General features: G+C 68.8%; 23 protein-coding genes and 3 tRNA genes. 16 read left to right on the forward strand and 10 right to left on the reverse strand.

The window, feature by feature from the left end:
* Positions 1 to 3 precede the first annotated feature (3 nt).
* The 3 genes from G531_RS0115995 to G531_RS0116005 all read left to right on the forward strand — a co-directional run bounded on the left by G531_RS0115995 (position 4) and on the right by G531_RS0116005 (position 265).
* Positions 4 to 76 (forward strand) — tRNA-Gly (locus G531_RS0115995).
* Positions 77 to 118: 42 nt separating this feature from the next.
* Positions 119 to 189 (forward strand) — tRNA-Cys (locus tag G531_RS0116000).
* A 1-nt stretch (position 190) separates the two neighbouring features.
* Positions 191 to 265, forward strand: a tRNA-Val gene (locus G531_RS0116005).
* A gap of 101 nt (positions 266 to 366) precedes the next feature.
* On the opposite strand, the gene G531_RS0116010 is transcribed toward G531_RS0116005, so the two are convergent.
* Both G531_RS0116010 and G531_RS0116015 read right to left on the reverse strand, forming a co-directional pair.
* A complete protein-coding gene (locus G531_RS0116010) occupies positions 367 to 1,176 on the reverse strand; it encodes an SDR family NAD(P)-dependent oxidoreductase (protein ID WP_026928002.1) in 810 nt (269 codons plus the stop codon).
* Complete coding sequence (locus tag G531_RS0116015; protein WP_081684194.1) at positions 1,173 to 1,919, reverse strand: TetR/AcrR family transcriptional regulator; 747 nt, start codon at positions 1,917 to 1,919, stop codon at positions 1,173 to 1,175. Before G531_RS0116015 ends, G531_RS0116010 begins: the two co-directional genes overlap by 4 nt.
* Positions 1,920 to 2,073: 154 nt before the next feature.
* Here G531_RS0116015 and G531_RS0116020 point away from each other — a divergent pair, with 154 nt between their 5' ends.
* The 4 genes from G531_RS0116020 to G531_RS0116035 are packed head-to-tail and all read left to right on the forward strand — an operon-like array spanning position 2,074 to position 5,564.
* Positions 2,074 to 3,390 carry an aromatic ring-hydroxylating oxygenase subunit alpha gene (locus G531_RS0116020; protein WP_026928004.1) on the forward strand — a complete coding sequence of 439 codons (1,317 nt, stop codon included), beginning with the start codon at positions 2,074 to 2,076 and terminating at the stop codon, positions 3,388 to 3,390.
* Positions 3,391 to 3,418: 28 nt separating this feature from the next.
* Positions 3,419 to 3,967 carry an aromatic-ring-hydroxylating dioxygenase subunit beta gene (locus G531_RS23330; RefSeq protein WP_051215612.1) on the forward strand — a complete coding sequence of 183 codons (549 nt, stop codon included), beginning with the start codon at positions 3,419 to 3,421 and terminating at the stop codon, positions 3,965 to 3,967.
* Positions 3,968 to 3,987: 20 nt separating this feature from the next.
* Entirely contained in the window at positions 3,988 to 4,335 is a 348-nt protein-coding gene (locus G531_RS0116030) for a non-heme iron oxygenase ferredoxin subunit (protein ID WP_026928005.1), read from the forward strand.
* A complete protein-coding gene (locus G531_RS0116035; protein ID WP_026928006.1) occupies positions 4,335 to 5,564 on the forward strand; it encodes an NAD(P)/FAD-dependent oxidoreductase in 1,230 nt (409 codons plus the stop codon). The genes G531_RS0116030 and G531_RS0116035 overlap by 1 nt, the downstream gene beginning before the upstream one ends.
* A gap of 105 nt (positions 5,565 to 5,669) precedes the next feature.
* Here the strand turns inward: G531_RS0116035 and G531_RS0116040 are convergent, their stop codons facing one another.
* From G531_RS0116040 to G531_RS0116050, 3 genes are read right to left on the reverse strand one after another with little or no spacing between them, the layout of a single operon-like run.
* Positions 5,670 to 6,374, reverse strand: a complete 705-nt coding sequence (locus G531_RS0116040; RefSeq protein ID WP_026928007.1) for a DUF2470 domain-containing protein — start codon at positions 6,372 to 6,374, stop codon at positions 5,670 to 5,672.
* Between the two features lie 16 nt (positions 6,375 to 6,390).
* Entirely contained in the window at positions 6,391 to 7,308 is a 918-nt protein-coding gene (locus tag G531_RS0116045; RefSeq protein ID WP_245630561.1) for a helix-turn-helix transcriptional regulator, read from the reverse strand.
* Positions 7,308 to 8,087 carry an SDR family oxidoreductase gene (locus G531_RS0116050; RefSeq protein ID WP_051215613.1) on the reverse strand — a complete coding sequence of 260 codons (780 nt, stop codon included), beginning with the start codon at positions 8,085 to 8,087 and terminating at the stop codon, positions 7,308 to 7,310. The genes G531_RS0116045 and G531_RS0116050 overlap by 1 nt, the downstream gene beginning before the upstream one ends.
* 207 nt (positions 8,088 to 8,294) lie before the next feature.
* Between G531_RS0116050 and G531_RS0116055 the strand changes: the two genes are divergently transcribed.
* Genes G531_RS0116055 through G531_RS0116065 form a run of 3 tightly spaced genes read left to right on the forward strand, consistent with a single transcriptional unit; the run spans position 8,295 to position 10,425 of the window.
* The gene (locus G531_RS0116055) at positions 8,295 to 9,569 is read left to right on the forward strand and encodes a benzoate/H(+) symporter BenE family transporter (protein ID WP_026928010.1); all 1,275 of its coding nucleotides are present in this window, start codon (positions 8,295 to 8,297) and stop codon (positions 9,567 to 9,569) included.
* Entirely contained in the window at positions 9,569 to 9,946 is a 378-nt protein-coding gene (locus G531_RS0116060) for a thiol-disulfide oxidoreductase DCC family protein (protein ID WP_026928011.1), read from the forward strand. Before G531_RS0116055 ends, G531_RS0116060 begins: the two co-directional genes overlap by 1 nt.
* Before the next feature lie 53 nt (positions 9,947 to 9,999).
* The gene (locus G531_RS0116065) at positions 10,000 to 10,425 is read left to right on the forward strand and encodes a CBS domain-containing protein (protein ID WP_026928012.1); all 426 of its coding nucleotides are present in this window, start codon (positions 10,000 to 10,002) and stop codon (positions 10,423 to 10,425) included.
* A gap of 43 nt (positions 10,426 to 10,468) precedes the next feature.
* On the opposite strand, the gene G531_RS0116070 is transcribed toward G531_RS0116065, so the two are convergent.
* The gene (locus G531_RS0116070) at positions 10,469 to 10,732 is read right to left on the reverse strand and encodes a hypothetical protein (RefSeq protein WP_026928013.1); all 264 of its coding nucleotides are present in this window, start codon (positions 10,730 to 10,732) and stop codon (positions 10,469 to 10,471) included.
* A gap of 255 nt (positions 10,733 to 10,987) precedes the next feature.
* On the opposite strand from G531_RS0116070, the gene G531_RS23335 reads away from it, so the two are divergent.
* Positions 10,988 to 11,776, forward strand: coding sequence for a sirohydrochlorin chelatase (locus G531_RS23335; RefSeq protein ID WP_081684196.1), 789 nt, complete (start codon positions 10,988 to 10,990; stop codon positions 11,774 to 11,776).
* A gap of 53 nt (positions 11,777 to 11,829) precedes the next feature.
* On the opposite strand, the gene G531_RS0116080 is transcribed toward G531_RS23335, so the two are convergent.
* The gene (locus tag G531_RS0116080) at positions 11,830 to 12,696 is read right to left on the reverse strand and encodes a PPK2 family polyphosphate kinase (protein WP_035759385.1); all 867 of its coding nucleotides are present in this window, start codon (positions 12,694 to 12,696) and stop codon (positions 11,830 to 11,832) included.
* A gap of 91 nt (positions 12,697 to 12,787) precedes the next feature.
* On the opposite strand from G531_RS0116080, the gene msrB reads away from it, so the two are divergent.
* Positions 12,788 to 13,231, forward strand: coding sequence for a peptide-methionine (R)-S-oxide reductase MsrB (msrB, locus tag G531_RS0116085; protein WP_211221881.1), 444 nt, complete (start codon positions 12,788 to 12,790; stop codon positions 13,229 to 13,231).
* 24 nt (positions 13,232 to 13,255) lie between these two features.
* Here msrB and G531_RS0116090 read toward each other — a convergent pair whose 3' ends face one another.
* The 3 genes from G531_RS0116090 to hemE all read right to left on the reverse strand — a co-directional run bounded on the left by G531_RS0116090 (position 13,256) and on the right by hemE (position 16,110).
* Positions 13,256 to 14,194 (reverse strand): NADP-dependent oxidoreductase, encoded by a 939-nt coding sequence (locus G531_RS0116090; RefSeq protein WP_026928016.1) that lies wholly within the window; start codon positions 14,192 to 14,194, stop codon positions 13,256 to 13,258.
* A 93-nt stretch (positions 14,195 to 14,287) separates the two neighbouring features.
* Positions 14,288 to 15,043: a hydrogen peroxide-dependent heme synthase gene (gene hemQ, locus G531_RS0116095; RefSeq protein WP_081684197.1), complete on the reverse strand. Its 756-nt coding sequence runs from the start codon at positions 15,041 to 15,043 to the stop codon at positions 14,288 to 14,290.
* Positions 15,040 to 16,110: a uroporphyrinogen decarboxylase gene (gene hemE, locus G531_RS23340; protein WP_035759387.1), complete on the reverse strand. Its 1,071-nt coding sequence runs from the start codon at positions 16,108 to 16,110 to the stop codon at positions 15,040 to 15,042. The genes hemQ and hemE overlap by 4 nt, the downstream gene beginning before the upstream one ends.
* 111 nt (positions 16,111 to 16,221) lie before the next feature.
* Between hemE and G531_RS0116105 the strand changes: the two genes are divergently transcribed.
* From G531_RS0116105 to G531_RS0116120, 4 genes are all read left to right on the forward strand, one after another.
* Positions 16,222 to 16,806, forward strand: a complete 585-nt coding sequence (locus G531_RS0116105) for a DUF3000 domain-containing protein (RefSeq protein WP_245630562.1) — start codon at positions 16,222 to 16,224, stop codon at positions 16,804 to 16,806.
* A gap of 62 nt (positions 16,807 to 16,868) precedes the next feature.
* A complete protein-coding gene (locus G531_RS23345) occupies positions 16,869 to 18,161 on the forward strand; it encodes an HRDC domain-containing protein (RefSeq protein ID WP_211221882.1) in 1,293 nt (430 codons plus the stop codon).
* A gap of 4 nt (positions 18,162 to 18,165) precedes the next feature.
* A complete protein-coding gene (locus G531_RS0116115; RefSeq protein WP_026928018.1) occupies positions 18,166 to 19,125 on the forward strand; it encodes an ERCC4 domain-containing protein in 960 nt (319 codons plus the stop codon).
* A gap of 56 nt (positions 19,126 to 19,181) precedes the next feature.
* Positions 19,182 to 20,381 carry a thiolase family protein gene (locus G531_RS0116120; RefSeq protein ID WP_026928019.1) on the forward strand — a complete coding sequence of 400 codons (1,200 nt, stop codon included), beginning with the start codon at positions 19,182 to 19,184 and terminating at the stop codon, positions 20,379 to 20,381.

Consider the following 20,381-nt stretch of genomic DNA (forward strand, 5'->3'; position numbering starts at 1 on the left):
CATGCGGACGTGGCTCAGCTGGTAGAGCATCACCTTGCCAAGGTGAGGGTCGCGGGTTCGAATCCCGTCGTCCGCTCGGAGCGTGGGGCCACCACCAAGGGGTGTTACCCCGGTTCATGGTGGGTTGGCCGAGAGGCGAGGCAACGGACTGCAAATCCGTGTACACGGGTTCAAATCCCGTACCCACCTCGGGCGGTTGGCGCAGCGGTAGCGCGCTTCCCTGACACGGAAGAGGTCGCTGGTTCGAACCCAGTACCGCCCACCAGATCAGCACCCGGTCGCAGCACAGCGACCGGGTGCTTTTCCTTTGCCCGCGCCCGGTGGGGCCACTCCGTGACAGAGCGACCTCCCCCGGACCGCCACAGATCAGGCGAGCAGGTCGTCCAGCACCCGGCCGACCAGCCCCTTGCCATTGGCGATATCCAGCACCGAGCCCGAGGTGGTCTTCCCGAAGCGGCGCGAGGCCAACAGCACGTACGCCCCGGTGTAGTCGTCCGGCTCCGGGCACCGCTGCAGCGCCGACTTGCGCGCAACCGCCGCGGCGAAGTCGTCATTGCCGACCGCATTGTCGGCCAGCCCCAGCTCGGCCGGGCCGCGCAGGTCGGTGTTCATCCCCGCCGGAGCTACCGCGTTCACCCGGATGTCCGGCGCCAACTCGTACGCCAACTGCTTCACCAGCCCGACCCCGGCATGCTTGCTGGCGATGTAGAGCGGTCCCCCACCACCGGGGTACAGCGCCGAGTTCGACAGGGTCAGAATGACCGACCCGCCGCTGGCCCGCAGCGGCTCCAGGGCGGCCTTGACCCCCAGCAGCGGCGCCTTGACGTTCAGCCGGAACATCGCATCGAACCCGTCGGAGAGTTCCTGGGCGCTCAGTTGGGCCACCCCGCGGTTGAAGTCCCACAGACCGGCATTGGCGATGAAAGAGTCCAGCTTCCCCCAGGTGCCCACCGCAGTCGCCACGAGCGCCTCGTTGTCGGCGTACGAACCGGCGTCGCCCTCGATCACCTGCACCCGGTCCGGATCGGTCTCGGCCCGCAGCGCGGCGGCCTTCTCCGGGCTGTACTCCAGGACCGCGACCCGGGCCCCCTCCTCCTGCAAAGTGTCGACCAGGGCGCGGCCCAGGCCGGACCCCCCACCGGTGAGGGCGATGATCTGTTCGGACAACCAGTTCATGAAGCATTCCTATTCTTGGCGGGGGAAACCTTCTCAGCGGGGGAAACCACGGGGGCCTGCAGCAGCAGATGCCCCGCACCGGCACCGGACAGCCGCCGCCGGATCGCCGCCGGCACCGGTACGCCGACGGTCTCACAGGCCTCGGCAACACAGGCGTCGATCACCGAGGAGCCGGCCGCGGTGACGCGCTCCTCATCGGCCGGCTGACCGGCGACCCGGGCCAGGGCACAGCCTTCGATCACGGTGAGGGCATACTCCGCCAGTTGCGCGGGCAACTGCGGATAGCGTTCGACGACCGCGGGGTCGAGTCCGTCGAAGTACTCCTGGACCACCTGCGCCTTGGTGCGTACGCGCAACTCGCGGATCGCGCCGGCGGTCGCGGATTCGGCCATGCTGGTATCCAACATCAACTGGACGTTGAATCGCCAGAGTCCGAACCGGGCCGGATTGTCCACGATCCCCGACAGCGCCGCGAGCACCGGATTCGGATTCCCCGTGGTGGCGATGCCGGCGTACGACGACGTCGCGGACTCGTAGGCGTCCTGGATCATCCCGGTGAACAGGGAGTCCTTATCCTTGAAGTGCCAGTAGAGCGAGCCCGGGTGGACGCCGGCGGCCTTCTGGATCATGGCCATGGTGGTGCCGCCATACCCATGTTCGCGGGCGACCGTCCGGGCGGCTTCGAGAATTCGCTGTCTGGTGTCACCCCGGTTTCCCGCCATGGGTTCCCCTCCGCTCGTCATTGTGCTGGGATCAGCCTAGGACTTGTCACCCTACGCCGCACTTGAACACTTGCTCAAGAAGTCGTGGTGGGTTATCTTTGACGCATCTTGAGCGCCTGCTCAAGTACGGGCGGCAGGTCCGATGCACGCCCAGCCACACGACAAGGGAGTCTCTGTGACCGACATCAATGATCTCGTCGATCTCGACAAGGGCAGCCTCAAGGGCCACATGTTCACCGACGAAGACATCTACCAACAGGAGCTGGACAAGGTTTGGCGGCGCGCCTGGTGCTTCCTCGCCCACGACTCGATGATCCCGAAGAAGGGTGACTTCCTCCAGAACTTCATCGGTGAGGACCCGGTGCTGATCGTCCGCCAGAAGGACGGCTCGGTGAAGGCCTTCCTGAACCAGTGCCGTCACCGTGGTATGCGCATCTGCCGCGTCGACCAGGGTGCGGCCAAGGCGTTCACCTGTTCCTTCCACGGCTGGTCCTACGGTCTGGACGGCAGCCTGATCCAGGTCCCCCGGGAGGGCGACGCCTACCCCGACGACTTCGACAAGGCGAACTACCCCGCCCGCCCGATCCCCCGCCTGACCAACTACAAGGGTTTCTGGTTCGGCACCTGGGACGAGGAAGCCCCGGAGTTCGAGGAGTACCTCGGCAGCGCCAAGTACTACCTCGACGGCTACATCGACCGCTGGGACGGCGGCATGGAGCCGATCGCCTTCCACAAGTGGACCCTGCCGAACAACTGGAAGTTCATGGCCGAGCAGCCCACCTCGGACATGCAGCATTCCGAGATCACCCACGTCTCGGCCGGCCAGGTGCTCAACAAGGGCTCCGATGCCGCCGACCGCACCCTGCGCGGTGACAACCCAACCGGTCGTCAGTTCTTCTCCGACTACGGCCACGGCGGTGCCTGGTACGGCGAGAAGGGCTCCGAGGTCCCCAACACCGGTCAGGCCATGCAGAAGTGGGAGGCCCAGCCGGAGATCGCCGAGCAGATCGCCAAGCGCCTCGGTGACAACCGGGAGATCCGCGGCCACCTGAACATCTGGCCGACCTTCATGGTGCTGGGCAACTACACCATTCGGGTGACCCACCCGCGCGGCCCGGGCCATCAGGAGATCTGGGCCTGGACCTTCGTCCCGAAGGACGCCGACGATGCCACCAAGGACTCGATCCGCCGCGACGTGATGCGTACCTTCACCCCCGGCGGCATGTTCGAGGGCGACGACGCGCTGAACTGGGAGGAGATGCAGGAGGTGCTGCACGGCCGCATCGCCCGCGATTCCGGCTTCACCTACCAGATGACCGGTGCCCCTATCCAGTGGGACGAAGGCCCCTACCCCGGCGGGTCCACCAAGCACGTGTTCTCCGACAACGCGGCGATCAACATGTACAGCAACTACGTGGACATGATGAATGCCGAGAACTGGGACGAACTGAAGCAGCTTCGCGAGAAGCACCGCATGGGAAAGTCCAACTGAGGCCGGCCGGGAACCAGGAGCAACTGACATGACTGACAACGTGACCAACCTGCTCGCGGCCGTCGACCCCGCCGACGAGCGCGCCATCACCCGCTTCCTGTTCGAAGAGGTCCAGGTCCTCGACGACTGGCAGTTCGCCAAGTGGCTGGACTTCTTCCACGACGACACCATGTACTGGGCACCGACCCAGACCGACCGCTACCCGCGCGAGCGCGCCAAGCGCATCTCGGCGTTCGGTACCTCGGTGTACTTCGAGGAGAACAAGGTTCAGCTCAAGCAACGCGTGGACCGCCTGCTGACCGATCAGGCCTGGGGCGAGGCACCCCCGTCGCGGGCCCGCCACCTGGTCTCCAATGTCCGGGTCAGCGCCGGCGAGGCGGAGGGCGAATTCGCGGTCAAGTCGAACTTCCTCGCGTATCGTTCGATGGGCCAGCGATCCCAGGACATGATCACCGGTGAGCGTTCGGACAAGATCGTCCGGGCCCCGGAGTCGGAGTGGGGCTACCTGATCAAGGAACGCCGCATTCTGTTCGACATGGCCGGCCTGCTGATCAAGAACCTGACCATCTTCTACTGATCCCCGCGAAAGGAATTCACATGGCTGAACCGATCAAGGTTGGTGCCGCGGGCGACATCGAGGACGAAGAGGCGCTCATCGTCCCGGCCGACACCGCCGGTTGGGATGACGACATCGCCGTCTTCTTCTCCGACGGCAAGTACTACGCCCTCAACGACACCTGCTCGCACGAGGACGCCTCCCTGGGCGACGGCTGGATCGAAGGCGACGAGGTCGAGTGCCCGATCCACTCGGCGAAGTTCTCGCTGTGCACCGGTGCAGCCCTGTGTCTTCCGGCGAGCCACCCGGTGCGTACGCACAAGGTCGAGATCCGCAACGACGAGATCTGGCTGTACGTCGGGGTGCCCGCGGACGGGCAGGAGGGCTGATGTCCATTCCGGAAAACCTGGTCATCGTGGGCGGCGGTCTCGCCGGCTTCTCAATGGCCCAGGAACTGCGCAAGCGCGGCTTCGGCGGCGCCATCACGATCGTCGATCCCGAGGGCCTGCCCTACGACCGGCCCCCGCTGAGCAAGGAGTACCTCGACGGCCGCCAGCCGGCCGACAAGTTGCCCTTCTCCGACGAATCGTGGTTCACCGAGAACAACGTAACCCTGGTCACCGACACCGTCACCGCGATCGACCCCGATACGTTGGAGGTGAGCCTCGCCTCGGGCACCACCCTGCCGGCCGACGAGGTGGTGCTGGCCACCGGTGGGCACGCCCGCTCGTTGCCCATCCCCGGCGGCGATCTGCCCGGGTTGCGGTACCTGCGGACCAAGGCCGACGCGGATGCCCTGCGTGAGGTCCTGGTGCCGGGCAAGCACCTGGCGATCATCGGGGCCGGTCTGATCGGCGCCGAGGTGGCCTCCACCGCGGTCCATGCCGGGGCCGAGGTCACCCTGATCGATCCGGTGCCGATCCCGGGCGTGGCCGGCATGGGTGAGACCATCGCGCTGCACCTGCACAAGTTGCACGAGGCGCATGGCGTACACACCCTGGTGGCCCAGACCACGGCCTTCGCCGAGCGGGACGGCAAGTTCGTCGTCGAGGTCGACGGTGGCCCGGACGAGGGCGGCACCGAGGTGGTTGCCGACGCGGTCCTGGTCGCGATCGGCATCATCCCCGACATCCACCTGGCCCGGGACATGGGCCTGGACATGGATCGGGGCGTGCTGGTCGACGAGAGTCAGCGCACGTCGCATCCGAAGGTGTACGCCATCGGCGACATCGCCCGGTTGCGGCACGCCGACGGCACGCTCGGCGTCCGACACGAGCACTGGGAATCGGCCACCCACTCCGGGCAGACCGCAGCCGCGGCGCTGCTCGGGCAGGACCTGCCGGTGCACCCGGCGCCCTGGATGTGGACCGATCGGTACGGGCTCCACGTCGAGGCGGTGGGCACCATGCGCGAGGAGGGTGAACTCGTCGTGCGGTACCGGGACGGCGTACCCGCGATCGCGGTGATGCTGGCCGGTGACGGTCACGTCCTCGGGGCGGCGGCCATCGACGGCGGCAATGCGATTCGGGCCATCCGGCGGATGATCGACCGGGGCATCATCCCCGATCGGGAGAAGCTGGCTGATCCCACCGTCGATCTCAAGAAGCTGGCTCGCTGAGCCGGCGCAGCTCACCGCACCGGGAGCGATCCGCACGGATCGCTCCCGGTGTGGCGTTTCACCCGAACGGTCCTGCTCACCCCGGCAGTCCTTTCGCAGGCCCTCTCACCCCAGCAAGCCCTGCAGTTCCCGGAATCCGGCCACGGCGGCACAGCCACAGGCGGCGGGCTGCGGGAAGGGGACGTGCAGATCCCGGGGCCGGGCCTCGCCGTGAATCCGTAGCGTGATCCCGCTGGCGTCCGCACCCAACGGACACACCTGGTCATGGTCGGCCAGCGTGATCCGCTGGGCGGCGAGCGCACGGAGGGTGAGGGCATGTCCGGTCGCAAGGTGAGCGATCCACATCGATTCCCAACCGACCAAGGGATCGAACCCGGCGCCGGTATAGTCGGCCACGTCCAGTTCGGCCCATCGCTCGAGCCCAGCGCCGTCCCGGACCTCGATACTCACCTGATCGGGCACGAACCGGACCACCGGGTCCCCCACCGAGACACCCAGGTGACGCAGCACCGCCGGATGGCTGGGCACCTCTACCGGGTGGGCGATCCCGGCCATCCGGACCCGAGCCCGCACCCGGTCCGGCTGGGGCACCGCGGTGACATCGGTGGCAACCAGTTCCACCCGGGGACAGAGTTCCCCACCCAGCAGGCCGTCGGCGGCGCCACCGAAGCAGGCGTACGGATCGAACAGCACCGCCCCGGCCCGGTCGACCACGTGAGCGCCGGCCAACCTTCTGGTCCCGGGCGTGCCCACTTCGACATGGGACGAGGTCATCAGCACCGTGCGGGCACGAATGGCGAGGTCGGACATCAAGCCTCCTGATTGCTTAGGTAAGGCTTACCTTACCTGCAATCGCCCCGGTGTCCACTCCTTTCGGGGTCCGGCCTGCTGTTTCCCGGCGGGTCTGCCGTTCGAGCAACAGTTCCCGCAGTTGCGCCAGGCGATCATGGGTGGGCGACCCGGGCCGCGCGGTGTAGATGAACAGGGTCTGGTCCTCCTCGCCGGCCACGTCGAGTGCCTCGTAGTCGACGGTCAGGTCCCCCACCACCGGATGGTGCAGATTCTTGATTCCGGCCGTACGCTCGACCACCCGCTGCTCGGCCCACCAGGTCCGGAACTCCGGCGAGTTGACCGCGAGGTCGCCGACCAGTTCCTTGAGCAACGGGTCGTCGGGATGCCGTCCGGCGTCCATCCGCAGCGTGCCGACCATGCCGCTCACCACGCTCTCCCAGTCCCGGTAACGTGACCGCGCCTCCGGGTCCAGCAGGGCCCAGCGGACCAGTTGGCGCTGCCGGACCGGTTCGGCCAGAAAGTCGTGCAGCACCTCCGCACCGAGCGGATTCATCGCCAGCACCTCGGTCCGCCGCCCCCGGACGAACGCGGGCAGGTCGACGGCATCGAGGAGTTGGTACAGCGAGGGCCGGACGCGCTGCACGGCCGCGGCCGAGCGCTGCCCCCGCACGTCCCCGGCCGCCGCCCGGGCCAGCGAGAACAGATGCTGCCGGGCGCTGGGATCCAGTTGCAGCGCCTCGGCCAGCCCGGCCAGCACCCCGTCGGACGGCGAGCGGTGCCGCCCCTGCTCCAGCCGGGTGTAGTAGTCGGTGCTCAGGCCCGCCAGCCGGGCGACTTCCTCGCGGCGCAGCCCCGGTACCCGCCGCGGCCGGGCATCGCCCAGAGCAATCAGGTCCGGGGCCACCATCGCCCGCCGGGCCCGGAGGAACTCGCCGAGCTCGTTCGGCGGCATCATGCCTCCTTGTACACCTTGTGGAAGGCGGCCTGGGCGAGCGGCTTGATCACCATCAGGTCGATGTTCACGTGATGCGGGCGGGTGAGCGTCCAGACGATCGCATCGGCGATGTCCTCGGCCACCAGCGGGTTCGGCACCCCCTCGTACACCGCGTCGGCCTTGGCCTGATCGTTGCCGAGTCGACGCAGCGAAAACTCCTCGGTCTGCACCATGCCCGGGGCGATCTCGATCACCCGGACCGGCTGCCCGTTGAGTTCCAGCCGCAGGGTCTCCCCGATGATCCGCTCGGCATTCTTGGCGGCGGTGTAGCCGCCGCCGCCCTCGTACGCCCCGTGCGCGGCCACCGAGGTGAGCAGCAGGACGTCGGCCCGGCCGGTCGGGATCATCTGCGGCAGCATCGCCTTGGTCAGGCGCACCGTGCCGAGCACGTTGGTCTCATACATCCAGCGGTAGTTGTCCAGGTCGGCCGCGTCGACCCGGTCCACACCCCGGGCACCGCCGGCATTGTTGACCAGGGCATGGGTGGGCCCGGCGGCCTCGACGATCCGGGCCACGTCCTCATCGGAGGTGATGTCGGCGGCCACGTAGTCGCAGCCGGTCTCGGCGGCCAGCTTCGCCAGCCGATCCTCGCGGCGGGCCACGGCCAGCACCGACCAGCCCTCGGCGAGCAGCCGGCGTACGGTCGCGTCGCCGATGCCGGTGCTGGCGCCGGTCACCACGGCACGCAGCTTGCCGGTGGTCTCATTGCTGACGGGAGTCTGTGCGTTGTCTGTCATGGGTCCAGTCTGGCAACCGATCGACACCCTGCCCAGTCCTGGGCAGAGCCCTGTCCTGCCTGGGTATGGCATACCCAGGCAGGACTGGGTACGGCTCGGTTCGGTTCGGGCGCCCGCCGGAATGATTCGATGGACCGGACGTGATTGCATAGCACCGAGTCATCGGTCCAGTCACCGCAGCCTGCCCATCACCGTTCAAGGAGCCCCATGACGACTCCGACCCGCACCCGGGAACCGCTGTTCGAGCGCCCCGGCGTACGCCCGGTCACCCCCCGCGACTACCTCCGGGACATGAACCTGTCCTCGCTGAGCAACGCGATCGTGGCCCTGATCTTCTCCGCCTCCGGCCCGGTGGCGGTGATCCTGACCGTCGGCCAGGGCGGCGGGTTGACCGCCTCCCAACTCGCCTCGTGGCTGTTCGGCATCTTCGTGGTCGCCGGGATCATCACCGTGGTGGCCACGGTGATCTATCGCCGACCGTTGGCCTTCGCCTGGACGATTCCGGGCACCGTGCTGCTGGGGCCGGTGCTGGCGTCGGGGCGCTACACCTGGGCCGAGGTGGTCGGCACGTTCTATGCCACCGGCATCCTGATCCTGATCCTCAGCCTGACCGGCATGGTCCGCAAGGTGATGGACCTGATCCCGATGCCGATCGTGATGGCGATGGTCGCCGGGGTCTTCCTGAAGTTCGGCACCGACCTGGTCCAGTCGGTCCGCACCGATGCCGTGCTGGCCGGTGGCATGGTGCTGGTCTTCCTGCTGCTGACCCGGATCACCCGGCTCGGCAAATACCTTCCCCCGGTGATCGGCGCGCTGCTGGTCGGCGCGGCGATCATTGCCGCAACCGGAAAGTTCGACCAGCAGTCGATCCAACTCGACTCGTTCTTCGCCCGGCCCGAGTTCACCGTCCCGCAGTGGTCGCTGCCGGCCATGATCGAACTGGTCATCCCGATGACCATCACCGTGCTGGTGGTGCAGAACGGCCAGGGGACGGCCATTCTCCGGAAGGGCGAGTTCGAGCCGCCGGTCAACACCGCCGCGATGCTGAGCGGTCTGGGCACCCTGGCCGCGGCCACCGTCGGGGCCCATCCGTCCTGCCTGACCGGGGCGACCAACGCGATCCTGATCAGTTCCGGACGCAAGGAGCGCCAGTACACCGCCGCGATCACCCTCGGCTTCTTCATGCTCGCCTTCGGCATCCTCGCCCCCACCTTCACCCAACTGATGCTGGCCGCCCCGCAGACCTACCTGCTGGCCCTGGGTGGGATGGCGATGCTGCCCAGCCTGCTGTCGGCGTTCACCACCTCGTTCCGGGGCAAATACGTGTGGGGTGCCCTGCTGACCTTCGTGGTGACCGTGTCCGGGGTCAGTTTCTTCGGCATCAGCTCCGCGTTCTGGGGCCTGGTCGTGGGCTACCTCTGCTCGCGAATCATGGAGCCGGCCGACTATCACCACCATCATCACAAGGTCGACGCGGAGTGATGCCGCCCACGGGCCTGCTGCTGTACGACGCCGACTGCGGCATCTGCACCCGGGCCGCCGGTCTGCTGCAGCGGCTCCGGCTCGCCTATCAGGTCCACCCGCTGCAGTCGGTGGATCTCCCGGCGAACGGGATCGACCCCGCGCGCGCCGATCGGGAGATTCCTGCGGTCGCCCCAGATCGGCGCGTCAGCTATGGGGTCGCGGCGATTGCCGCGGCCCTGGGCAGTTCCGCGAGCGCGCCGGTACGCCTGGCCGGCGCGGCCCTGGGGGCGCCGCTGATCGCTCCCGTGGCCCGGCTGGGCTACCGTCTGGTGGCCGACAATCGCCATCGTTTTCCGGGTTCCAGCTGTGCCGTACCGCCGCCCGATGCGCGCTGATCGGGCCCACCCGGCCTCTTCCCCGGGGCGGGGCGAGAGCCTAGAATCACCCCATGAAGGTGCACGACATCCTCCGGGTCAAGGGTGACCGCGTAGTCACCGTCCGATCTGATGAGTCCGTCCGCAGCTTGGTGGAGCTGCTGGTGAGCCAGCGCATCGGCGCCGCCGTCGTGGTCGATGACAACCGGGTCGTCGGCATCGTCAGCGAGCGGGACATCGTGGTGGCACTGGCCGGCCAGGGCCCGAACATCGGCGAGGTGAGCGTGCGGACATTGATGACCGCCGACCCCGAGACCTGCCTGCTCGAAGATGACACGGTCAGCCTGGCCGGCCGGATGACCGAATTGCGAATCCGTCACCTCCCCGTCCTCAAGGGGGATCGGTTGGTCGGCATCGTCAGCATCGGTGACGTCGTCAAGTCTCGGATCGACCAGCTCACCGACGAACGCGACCAACTGGTCAGCTACGTCCAGCAGTAGTCCCCCACCCCGCACCGGGTTCCGCACCCGGCAACCCGGCCGATCAGCGCAGTTCGACGTCCGGGCGATTTTCCGGTGCCCGGCGGAAGACACAGTACGGCGAACCGTCGGCGCCGATCTGCCAGGAGTCCAGCCGCCAACCGGCCGACTCGATCATGATGAGTTGTTCCTGCCACTGGTCCTGGTGCCAAGTCTGCATCATCTTCACATAGCCCGTCATCGCCAGCCGGGCCACGAACAGGGGCGCCTGCTTGTCGAATTCGTCCAACGCCGACGTCCGCAGTGCTTCGGTGTGCTTGCTCGCCATGAAGCCGATCCTAACCGACCCTCGGGGCCAGCAACCCTGCAAAATACGGGGCCCAAAGGGCTTGAAATCCCACTATATGAGATATAATCTCACATAGTGGTTGGTTAACTTGAGGTTTCCTTTTCGGAACGGTTGAGTATGCGCCGGGGTTCGTCCGCGACGCCCGATCCGCACCGGTTCGGGCCGCCACGGCAGGCGAACCAGCTGCGCGCGGGCCGGGAATCCGGCGCCGCCTTCTCGTGAAGAGAGTTGAGTATGACTGCACCCGCATTGGTCCTGTTGGCTCACGGCAGCACCGACCCCCGAGTGGTCGATGTTGCCCATCAGTTACGTGTAGCCATGCAGTCGATGCGATCAGAGGTCCCGACCTATTCCGCCTTCCTCGACCACTGCCCGCCGTCGGGGCCGCAGGTGGTCAGCCGGATCGCCCGGACCCACACCACCGAGGTCGTTTTCGTTCCGCTGAACCTGTCCAATGCCTTCGGTGCCGACGACACCATGCAGACCATCCTGGACAGGGTCCGCAACTCTCATCCGGAGCTGAAGTACCACGCCGCCGCCCCGATCGGCCCCTCGCCGCAGCTGCTGCCGCTGGTCGACCGCCGACTGCGCGCCGCACTCTCGCGGACCCGCGCCACCGAGCTGGACGGCCTGGTCCTCGCGGTCGAGGGCACCCACGATCAGCGCAGCCTGTCGCTGATCGCCCGCCGGACCCGGCAGTGGTCGGTGCACCACAAACTGCCGGTGGTCACCGCCTTCGCGACCGAACCCGATCAGGGCGCCGGTGCCGCGGTGCGTACGCTGCGCAGCCAGGGACGCCGGCACATCGCGGTCGGCTCGCTGTTCCTGACCCCCGACGAGGCGTACCAGCACGAGCGCGCCCAGGCCCTGGCCGCCGGCGCGATCGCGGTCGGCGCTCCCCTGGGCTGTGAGCCCGAAGTGGTCGACCTGGTCCACGCCCGCTACTGCGTCGGCGCGATGGATCTGCTCGACTTCGGTTTCGTCGAGCAGGCCGTCGCCGAAGGGCTGGACGAAGCTGTCTGAGGCCTGCCCTCCGGGCAGAGGCCGTCTGAGGCCTGCCCGGGCGAGGCGTCGGGTCACGACGCCTCGACCTGGGCCCGCTCGTCGGCGACATCGAAATCGGCGGCGGGCCAGCCCAGCTCCAGGGATCGCAGTTCCTCCAGCAGCAGCCGGGCGACCGCCCAGTTGCGGTACCACTTCTTGTCGGCCGGGATGGCGTACCACGGGGCGACATCGGTGTTGCACCGGGTCAGGGCCGCCAGGTACGCCGCCTGGTAGTCGTCCCAGCGCAGCCGGGTGTCGACGTCCCCGGGGTTGTACTTCCAGTGCTTCTCCGGGTTGTCCAGCCGCTCCAGCAGGCGCTTCTTCTGCTCCGCGCGGGAGACGTTGAGGAAACACTTGATGATCCGGGTGCCGGCGGCCGCCACCTTCGCCTCGAACGCGTTGATCTCGTCGTAGCGCGCCTGCCAGACCTCCTCCGGCACCAGGTTCTCCACCCGGCTGATCAGCACGTCCTCGTACTGGGAGCGATCGAAGATGCCGATCATGCCCGGAGTCGGCAGGGCCTGTTCGATCCGCCACAGGAAATGGTGCGCCAGCTCCTCCGGGGTGGGCGCCTTGAACGCGCGCAGCTGGATCCCCTGCGGGTCGACCAGGCCGACCGCCTTGCGGATCACCCCGCCCTTGCCGGAGGTGTCCAGCCCCTGCAGGATCAGCAGAATGCTCGGGGCCTGCTCCGGGGTGCTGCGACCGGCCGCGTACAGGCGTTCCTGCAGGTCGGAAAGTTCCTCGGCGAGTTCGGCGGTGTGATCGTCGGCATCCCCCTTGCCGTCACCGGGGAAGTCGGGATCGGCGTCCGGATCCAGCTCGGCCAGGTCGGTCAGCTCCGGCGATACCCGCAGCGTGTCCCGCAACGACAACGTGTCCTGCTTCTGCTTACCCATTGCGTCAGTCTGGCAGGCTCCGGGCGCCGCGACGGGCGGTCGGCAATTTTGAGCAGCCCGGCGTACTTGCCGCACGGAGTAGGCTGGCGGGGTGAGTGAGCAGACATCGTCCCCGTCCCCCGCCCGCCCGGCGAAGGTCATCAAGTCCGAACAGGAATGGAAGATCCAGCTGACGCCGATGGAGTTCCGGGTGCTGCGCCAGGCCGCGACGGAGCCGCCGCACGTGGGCGAGTACACCGACACCACCACCGAGGGCGTCTACTCCTGCAAGGCCTGCGGTGCCGAGTTGTTCCGCTCGACGGAGAAGTTCGAATCCCACTGCGGCTGGCCCAGCTTCTTTGCGCCGCTGGCCAAGGACACCGTGGTGTACCACACCGACCATCTGCTGGGTTATCCGCGCACCGAGGTACGCTGCGCCACCTGCGACTCGCACCTGGGCCACGTGTTCTCCGGCGAGGGCTATGACACCCCGACCGACCTGCGGTACTGCATCAACTCGATCGCGATGACCCTGACCCCCGCGCCCGAGGCCTGAGCCCCGACCGCGCCGGCTCGGGGCTCACAGCGTCGCGATGAGCTTCCCGCGGGTGTGTCCCTCCTCCAGCATCCGATGCGCCCGGGCCACCTCACTCAGCGGCAGCACCTCGGCGATCTCGAGGTCCAGCGCACCGGAGGTCACATCGCGGGCCAGTTCGTCCATTACCGCCGGCATCGGGTGCAGACCGGGAATGGACGCCTCGATCCCCCGCTTGGTCGCCGGGGTCAGGTCGGCGAGGCTGGGCAGGACGACGATCCGGCCGCCGGGCCGCAGGTGATCCAGGCTGGGCTCGAAGGTCCCGAAGTAGACGGTGTCCAGCACCACATCCACCTGCGGCACCAAGGTCTGCCAGTCCTGGGTCCGGTAGTCGATCGGGTGGTGGACGCCGAGTTCGCGCAGCCGGTCCTGGTTCCGGGTCGACGCGGTGGCCCAGACCTCGGCCCCGGCCCGGACACACAGTTGAACCAGGAATTGCCCGACGCCACCGCTGCCACCGTGGATCAGCACCTTCTCCCCCGCCTGCACCCGCGCCCGCTCGTGCACCGAGGTCCACGCGGTGAAGCCCGCGATCGGCAGCCCGGCCAGTTTGACCGGGTCGCCGCCAGCGGGAATGCGGGTGGTCATGTCGGCCGGCGTACAGACGTATTCGGCGTAGGAGCCGTCGGTCACGTCGTTGCAGAAGGCCATGACCTCCTCGCCTACCTCCCAGCCGGTGACCCCGGGGCCCAGGGCGCTGATCGTGCCACTGCATTCGCGACCCAGGGCGATCGGGAAGTCCCCGGCGGTGAGGTGGGCCATCGACTTGGAGGAACCGTCGCGCTGCTTGTAATCCAACGGATTCAGCCCGGTCGCGATCACCTTCACCTGCAGCTGGCCCGACCGCGGTTGCGGGACTGCTCGGTCGGTGACTTCATGCAGTTCCTCCGGCCCACCGAAACGATCGATCACCACAGCACGCATTTCCCAGTCCTCCCGTCGCACGAATCCCCAGCCAGCGGCCCGCCGGGTGGGGTGGCCGGCTGATCCGGCCGGCCGGTCCATCCTGTCAGGCAGTCAGTGACCGGTCGCCGCGCCCTGCCACAGGGTCAGGATCTCGGCGAGCTCGCGCCGGCGTCCGGAGTAGAACGGCGTCTCGATCCGGACGTGGCGCCGGGTCTCCGAGGCGCGCAGCGTACGCATCAGATCCAGGATGCGGCCCATCTCGTCGGCCTCGAAGGCGAGGATCCACTCGTAGTCGCCCAGGGCGAACGCCGGCATCGTGTTCGCCCGCACGTCGGGGTACCCGCGGGCCAGCATCCCGTGCTCGGCCAGCAGGGCGCGCCGCTCGGGATCGGGCAGCAGGTACCACTCGTGGGAGCGAACGAAGGGGTAGACGCACAGATGGTCGCGGACCTGCTCGTCGGCCATGAAGGCGGGCACGTGCGACTTGTTGAACTCCGCCGGTCGGTGCGCCGCCAGCTGCGACCACACCGGCACCAGGGTCTGCCCCAGTTCGGTGGCCCGGAAGGCGTGGTAGGCCGCCTGCAGGGTCTCGTACGCCGGGGCGTGCCACCAGATCATCAGGTCGGCATCGGCGCGCAGCCCGGCGACGTCATAGAACCCGCGTACCACCAGGTCCTTGCCCTCCCCCGCCGCGGCGATCGCATCGAGGGCCGGCTGGGCCAGCGCCGGATCGACGATCTCGGTGCGACAGAAGACCGACCACATGGTGTAGCGGGTCATCTCGTTGATCTCGCGTGCGCTCAGCTTCCTCGGCTCGCCATCGGCCTGCGGGGTCGTGGTGGGTTGGCTGGCGGTCTGCTCACTCATGGGCGTCCTTCCCGGGCTTCGGCCCGCAAAGCCGGGCCTTCGGTGTGTACCAATTCGACGATACGGCCGAGCACATCGGGGTCGGCCGTCGGCGGCACCCCGTGGCCCAGATTGAAGATGTGGGCCGGGGCCGCGGCCCCGGAGCGGATCACCGCACGGACCCGCTCGGCCAGCACCGGCCAGGGCGCCCCCAACAGCGCCGGGTCCAGGTTCCCCTGCAGCACGTACGCCCCACCGAGCCGGCGATTCGCCTCGGCCAGCGGGATCCGCCAATCGACGCCGACGACATCGGCCCCGGCCTGACCCATGGCCAGCAGGAGTTCACCGGTGCCGACCCCGAAGTGAATGCGCGGAACGTCCAACTCGCCGAGGGCGGCCAGCACCGCGGCCGAGTGCGGCTGGACGAATTCCTGGTAGTCGGCCAGCGGCAGGCTGCCGGCCCAGGAGTCGAACAGCTGGACCGCACGGGCGCCGGCGTGCACCTGGGCACTCAGGAAGGTGGTGGAGATCTGCGCCAGTCGCTCGCACAGCCGGTGCCACAGCTGCGGGTCGCCGACCATCAGGGACTTGGTCCGGGCGTAGTCCTTGGAGGGCCCGCCCTCGATCAGGTAGCTGGCCAGGGTGAACGGGGCGCCGGCGAAGCCGATCAGCGGTTTGTCGTCGGCGTACCCGGCCAACTCGGCGACGACCAGCCCGGCGGCCTCGGCGATGTCGGCGAAGTCGTCCTCGGTCACCGACCGCAACCGGTCCACCCCCGCGGCGTCGCGGATCGGTTCGGCGATGACCGGGCCGCGCCCGGCCACGATGTCGACCGCCACCCCGGCCGGCTGCAGCGGCACCATGATGTCGGAGAAGAAGATGGCCGCGTCCACGTCATGGCGACGCACCGGCTGCATGGTGATCTCGCAGACCAGCGCGGGGTCGTGACAGGACTCCAGCATCGAGGTGCCGGCGCGTACCTCGCGGTACTCCGGCAGGGAGCGGCCCGCCTGGCGCATGAACCACACCGGGACCCGGTCGTCGTGCTGCTGCCGGGTCGCAGCGTTGAGGAAGGCAGAAGCGGACATGTCTGCGATCCTCCCACACCCCCACCAAATCCCGGGCGCGGTCCGCGAGAACCGTTCCCGGCCCCGGCGCGTCGACTCGTTCGGCGCGCCGAGATTACTTACCCTTTTTGGGTGGGTATTTCTCGACCGAGCCCGACCGGTTCCTCGGTGTACCAGCAGGCAGAGCGGCTGATGCTGGCCCATCCGTGGCGTCCCGAGATCGAGGTGGATCAGATCCCGGCTCCGGCCCGGATCGCACCGTACTCGTGCGCCGTCGCCGCCGACGTGCTCATCGAGGACGCCGAAATGGGTAACGGTCGGCTGGTGCTGTTGCACGACCCCGCCGGGAACGACGCCTGGGCGGGCACCTATCGCCTGGTCAGTTTCGTCCACGCCGACGTGGACATCGAAATGGTGACCGATCCGCTGCTGCCGGAGGTCGGCTGGTCCTGGATGCTGGATGCGCTGCGCGACCACGAGGCCGCCCACACCGCCGCGAGCGGCACGGTCACCTCGGTGGCCAGTCGCGGCTTCGGCGCCCTGGCCGAGGACCCGACGCGGGCCGAAGTGGAGATCCGTTCCTCCTGGACCCCGCTGATCCACGCCCCCGGGGACCTGACCGCCCACCTGAACGCCTGGGGCGACCTGCTCTGTCAGGTCGCCGGGCTGCCCCCGCTGCCCCAGGGCGTCACGCCGCTGCTGCCGCGGGCCCGCTAGCCCCCGCGACCGGGTCCGCGGTCCTGCCGCGGGAACCGGCTGGCTCGGTCTACTCTGGTCCGGTGAGCGCACACGACCCGAGCGAGGGTACCTCCGCCGAGGTCGAGCTGCCCGTCCTGGCCGAACCGGCCGACGGCGTCCCCCCGGTGGTCGCGACCGCCGATGCGCTGGCCGACTCCATCGAGGCCCTCGCGGCGGGCTCGGGGCCGGTGGCCATCGACGCCGAACGGGCCCAGGGATTCCGCTACTCCGCGCGGGCCTATCTGATCCAGCTGCGCCGCGCCGGAGCCGGGACGCACCTGATCGATCCCGATGCCCTGGCGCCCGAACCCAAGGACGTCGACGACCCCGCGCTGGCCGATCTGGCCCCGCTGGGCTCGGCCATCCAGGACGCGCAGTGGATCATCCATGCCGCCACCCAGGACACGCCCTGCCTGGCCGAGGTGGGCCTGGTGCCCACCAGCCTGTTCGACACCGAGCTGGCCGGGCGCCTGCTCGGGTATCCGAAGGTCGGCCTGGGGGCGTTGATCGAACGGTTCTTCGGGGTACGCCTGCTGAAGGAACACTCGGCCGCGGACTGGTCCTCCCGGCCGCTGCCGCACGACTGGCTCAACTACGCCAGCCTCGACGTGGAACTGCTGGTCGAGCTGCGGGACCGGCTGGCCGAGGAACTCACCGGCGCCAGCAAGGACGAATGGGCCCGGCAGGAGTTCGCCCATCTGGCCGCCCTGGCCGCCCGCCCGCCCCAGGTACGCCAGGATCCGTGGCGACGCACCTCCGGCATCCACTCGGTCCGCACCGGGGTCGGCCTGGCCATCGTCCGGGAACTGTGGCAGACCCGTGACGAGATCGCCCGCCGGCTGGACCGGGCGCCGGGCCGGGTGCTGCAGGATGTGGCGATCACCGAGCTCGCCGGGAAGCCGAAGCCGGGGCGTACCGAACTGCGCGACGTGGCCGGCTTTCACCGCCGGACCGCGAAACGCTACGAGACCGAATGGCTGGACGCGCTTGAGCGGGCCCAACGGCTGCCCCGCGCCGAGCTGCCGCCGGTCCACCTGCCGCCGGACGGCCCGCCGCCACCGCGCAGTTGGGAGAGCAAGGATCCCGCCGCCTACGCCCGGTTCGTACCGATGCGGGCGACGATGGGCGAACTGGCCACCGAACTGCAGTTGCCGCCGGAGAACCTGCTGACCCCGGACTACTGGCGGCGCCTGGCCTGGCAGCCGCCGGAGGCCACCGAGCCGGCCGTGGACGATTTTCTGGCCGCCCTGGGAGCACGGCCGTGGCAGCGCGAGATCGTCGTCGGCCCGCTGACCCGGATCATTGCCGAGCAGGGTGGCCCGAGCGGAGGTTGATCCGGTGGACCTGGTGATCGCGCGCAATCCTGATCCGGACTCCCGGCTGCCGTACCTGATGCGGCTTCCGCTGGCCGAGGGGTTGGTGTTCCGGACCTCCGACACCTGGCCGCGAACCAAGGCCCTGTTCTGCTATCCGGTCCCCGTCGAGGAGTGGCCGGCCGAGCCCGAGGTCGTCGAGCAGGTGCCCCTGCGCTCCTGTGTCCGACGCGGCGCCGCCATCGACCTCATCCTCGAGCGGGGGCGGGAGAACCGGTCCCAGATCGTCTACACCCGGGCCCGGGGGCGCGATGCGGTGTTCTGGCAGTCACCGCGGACCCGCAAGCAGGCCCGGCCGAACGTGCGTACCCCCACCGCCCGGGCAGCCGGAATCGCCGACCTGGCGATCGTGGTCGATGCCCACGAGAAGTACCGCTACAAGTTCCCCGGACAGCAGGTGAGCACCAGCATCGCGGCGCTGCGGTGCGGCGACTACGGCGTCTTCCACGGGGAAGCGCTGGTCGCCGCGGTGGAACGCAAGTCATTGGCTGATCTGGTCAGCAGTCTCACCGGCGGCAGACTTCGCTTCGCCCTGGCGGAGTTGGCCGCCCTGCCCCGGGCCGCGGTGGTGATCGAGGATCGCTACTCCGAGGTGTACAAGCTCGAACGGATCCGGCCGGCTGTGGTCGCCGACGGATTGGCCGAACTCCAGGTCCGATACCCGAGCGTGCCGCTGGTGTTCTGCGAGACCCGCCAACTTGCCGAGGAGTGGACCTATCGCTTCCTTGCCGCGGCCCACGCCTGGGCGGGGATCGAGGACGCGGCCCGGGACCGGATCCTGCCGGGAGCCGAGGCGACCGCCACCGCGGCTCCGTCCACTGCAGAGGTACGCGACTGGGCCCGGCGCTCGGGCATCAACGTGCCCGACCGAGGGCAACTGCGTGCCGAGATCTGGGCCGCCTGGCGCAGCGCGCACGGGGAATAGCCCACAGCGGGAAGTCCCACTTCCCATCCTGGTTACTTTGAAGTAACATCATCGCCATGAGACCTACCTCACACGATGTTGTGTTTGTCGACGGGGTGCGCACTCCGTTCGGGAAGGCCGGCTCGCTGTATGCCGAGACCCGCGCCGACGATCTCGTGGTGCACTGCATCCGCGAACTCCTGCGCCGCCATGATCAACTGCCGCCCGAACGTATCGACGAGGTGGCCATCGCCGCCACGACGCAGATCGGGGACCAGGGCCTGACCATCGGCCGCAGCGCCGCGCTGCTGTCCGGCCTGCCGAAGTCGGTTCCGGGGTACGCCATCGACCGGATGTGTGCCGGGGCGATGACCGCGGTCACCACCACTGCGTCCGGGATCGGCTTCGGCGCCTACGACATCGCCATCGCCGGCGGGGTGGAGCACATGGGCCATCACCCGATGGGCGAGGGCGCCGACCCGAATCCGCGGTTCCTGGCCGAACGGATCGTCGACGACTCGGCCCTGGTGATGGGCAAGACCGCGGAGAACCTGCACGACCGCTTTCCCGCGATCACCAAGCAGCGCGCCGACGAGTACGCCTTGCTCTCCCAGCAGCGGGCGGCGCAGGCGTACGCGAACGGGGTGATCCAGGAGGCCCTGGTCCCGGTCGGCGTCCGCAGCACCGAACTCGGTTGGGGCCTGGCCACCGTCGACGAGCCGCCGCGCCCGGACACCACCCTGGAGGCCCTCGCCGGGCTGAAGACCCCGTTCCGGCCGCACGGCCATGTCACCCCGGGCAACGCGGCCGGGCTGAACGACGGCGCCACCGCCTGCCTGCTCGCCAGTGCCGAGGCCGCCGCCGAGTTCGACCTCCCGGTCGCGATGACGCTGGTCGGGTTCGCCTTCGCCGGCGTCGACCCGGCGGTGATGGGGGTCGGCCCGGTGCCGGCCACCGAGAAGGCGCTGCAGCGCGCCGGGCTCACCATCGACGACATCCAGGCCTTCGAGATCAACGAGGCCTTCGCGGTCCAGGTGCTCGCCTTCCTCGACCACTTCGGCATCGCCCAGGACGACCCGCGGGTCAATCCCTACGGCGGCGCCATCGCGTACGGCCATCCGCTGGCCAGCTCGGGGGTGCGACTGATGATCCAGCTCGCCCGGCAGTTCCGCGACCGCCCCGAGGTCCGTTACGGCATCACCACCATGTGCATCGGCCTGGGCATGGGCGGCACCGTCATCTGGGAGAACCCGCACTGGAGTGGGAAGGACAACTGA

The sequence above is a fragment of the Granulicoccus phenolivorans DSM 17626 = NBRC 107789 = JCM 15570 genome (assembly GCF_000423085.1).
GTDB classification, from domain to species: domain Bacteria; phylum Actinomycetota; class Actinomycetes; order Propionibacteriales; family Propionibacteriaceae; genus Granulicoccus; species Granulicoccus phenolivorans.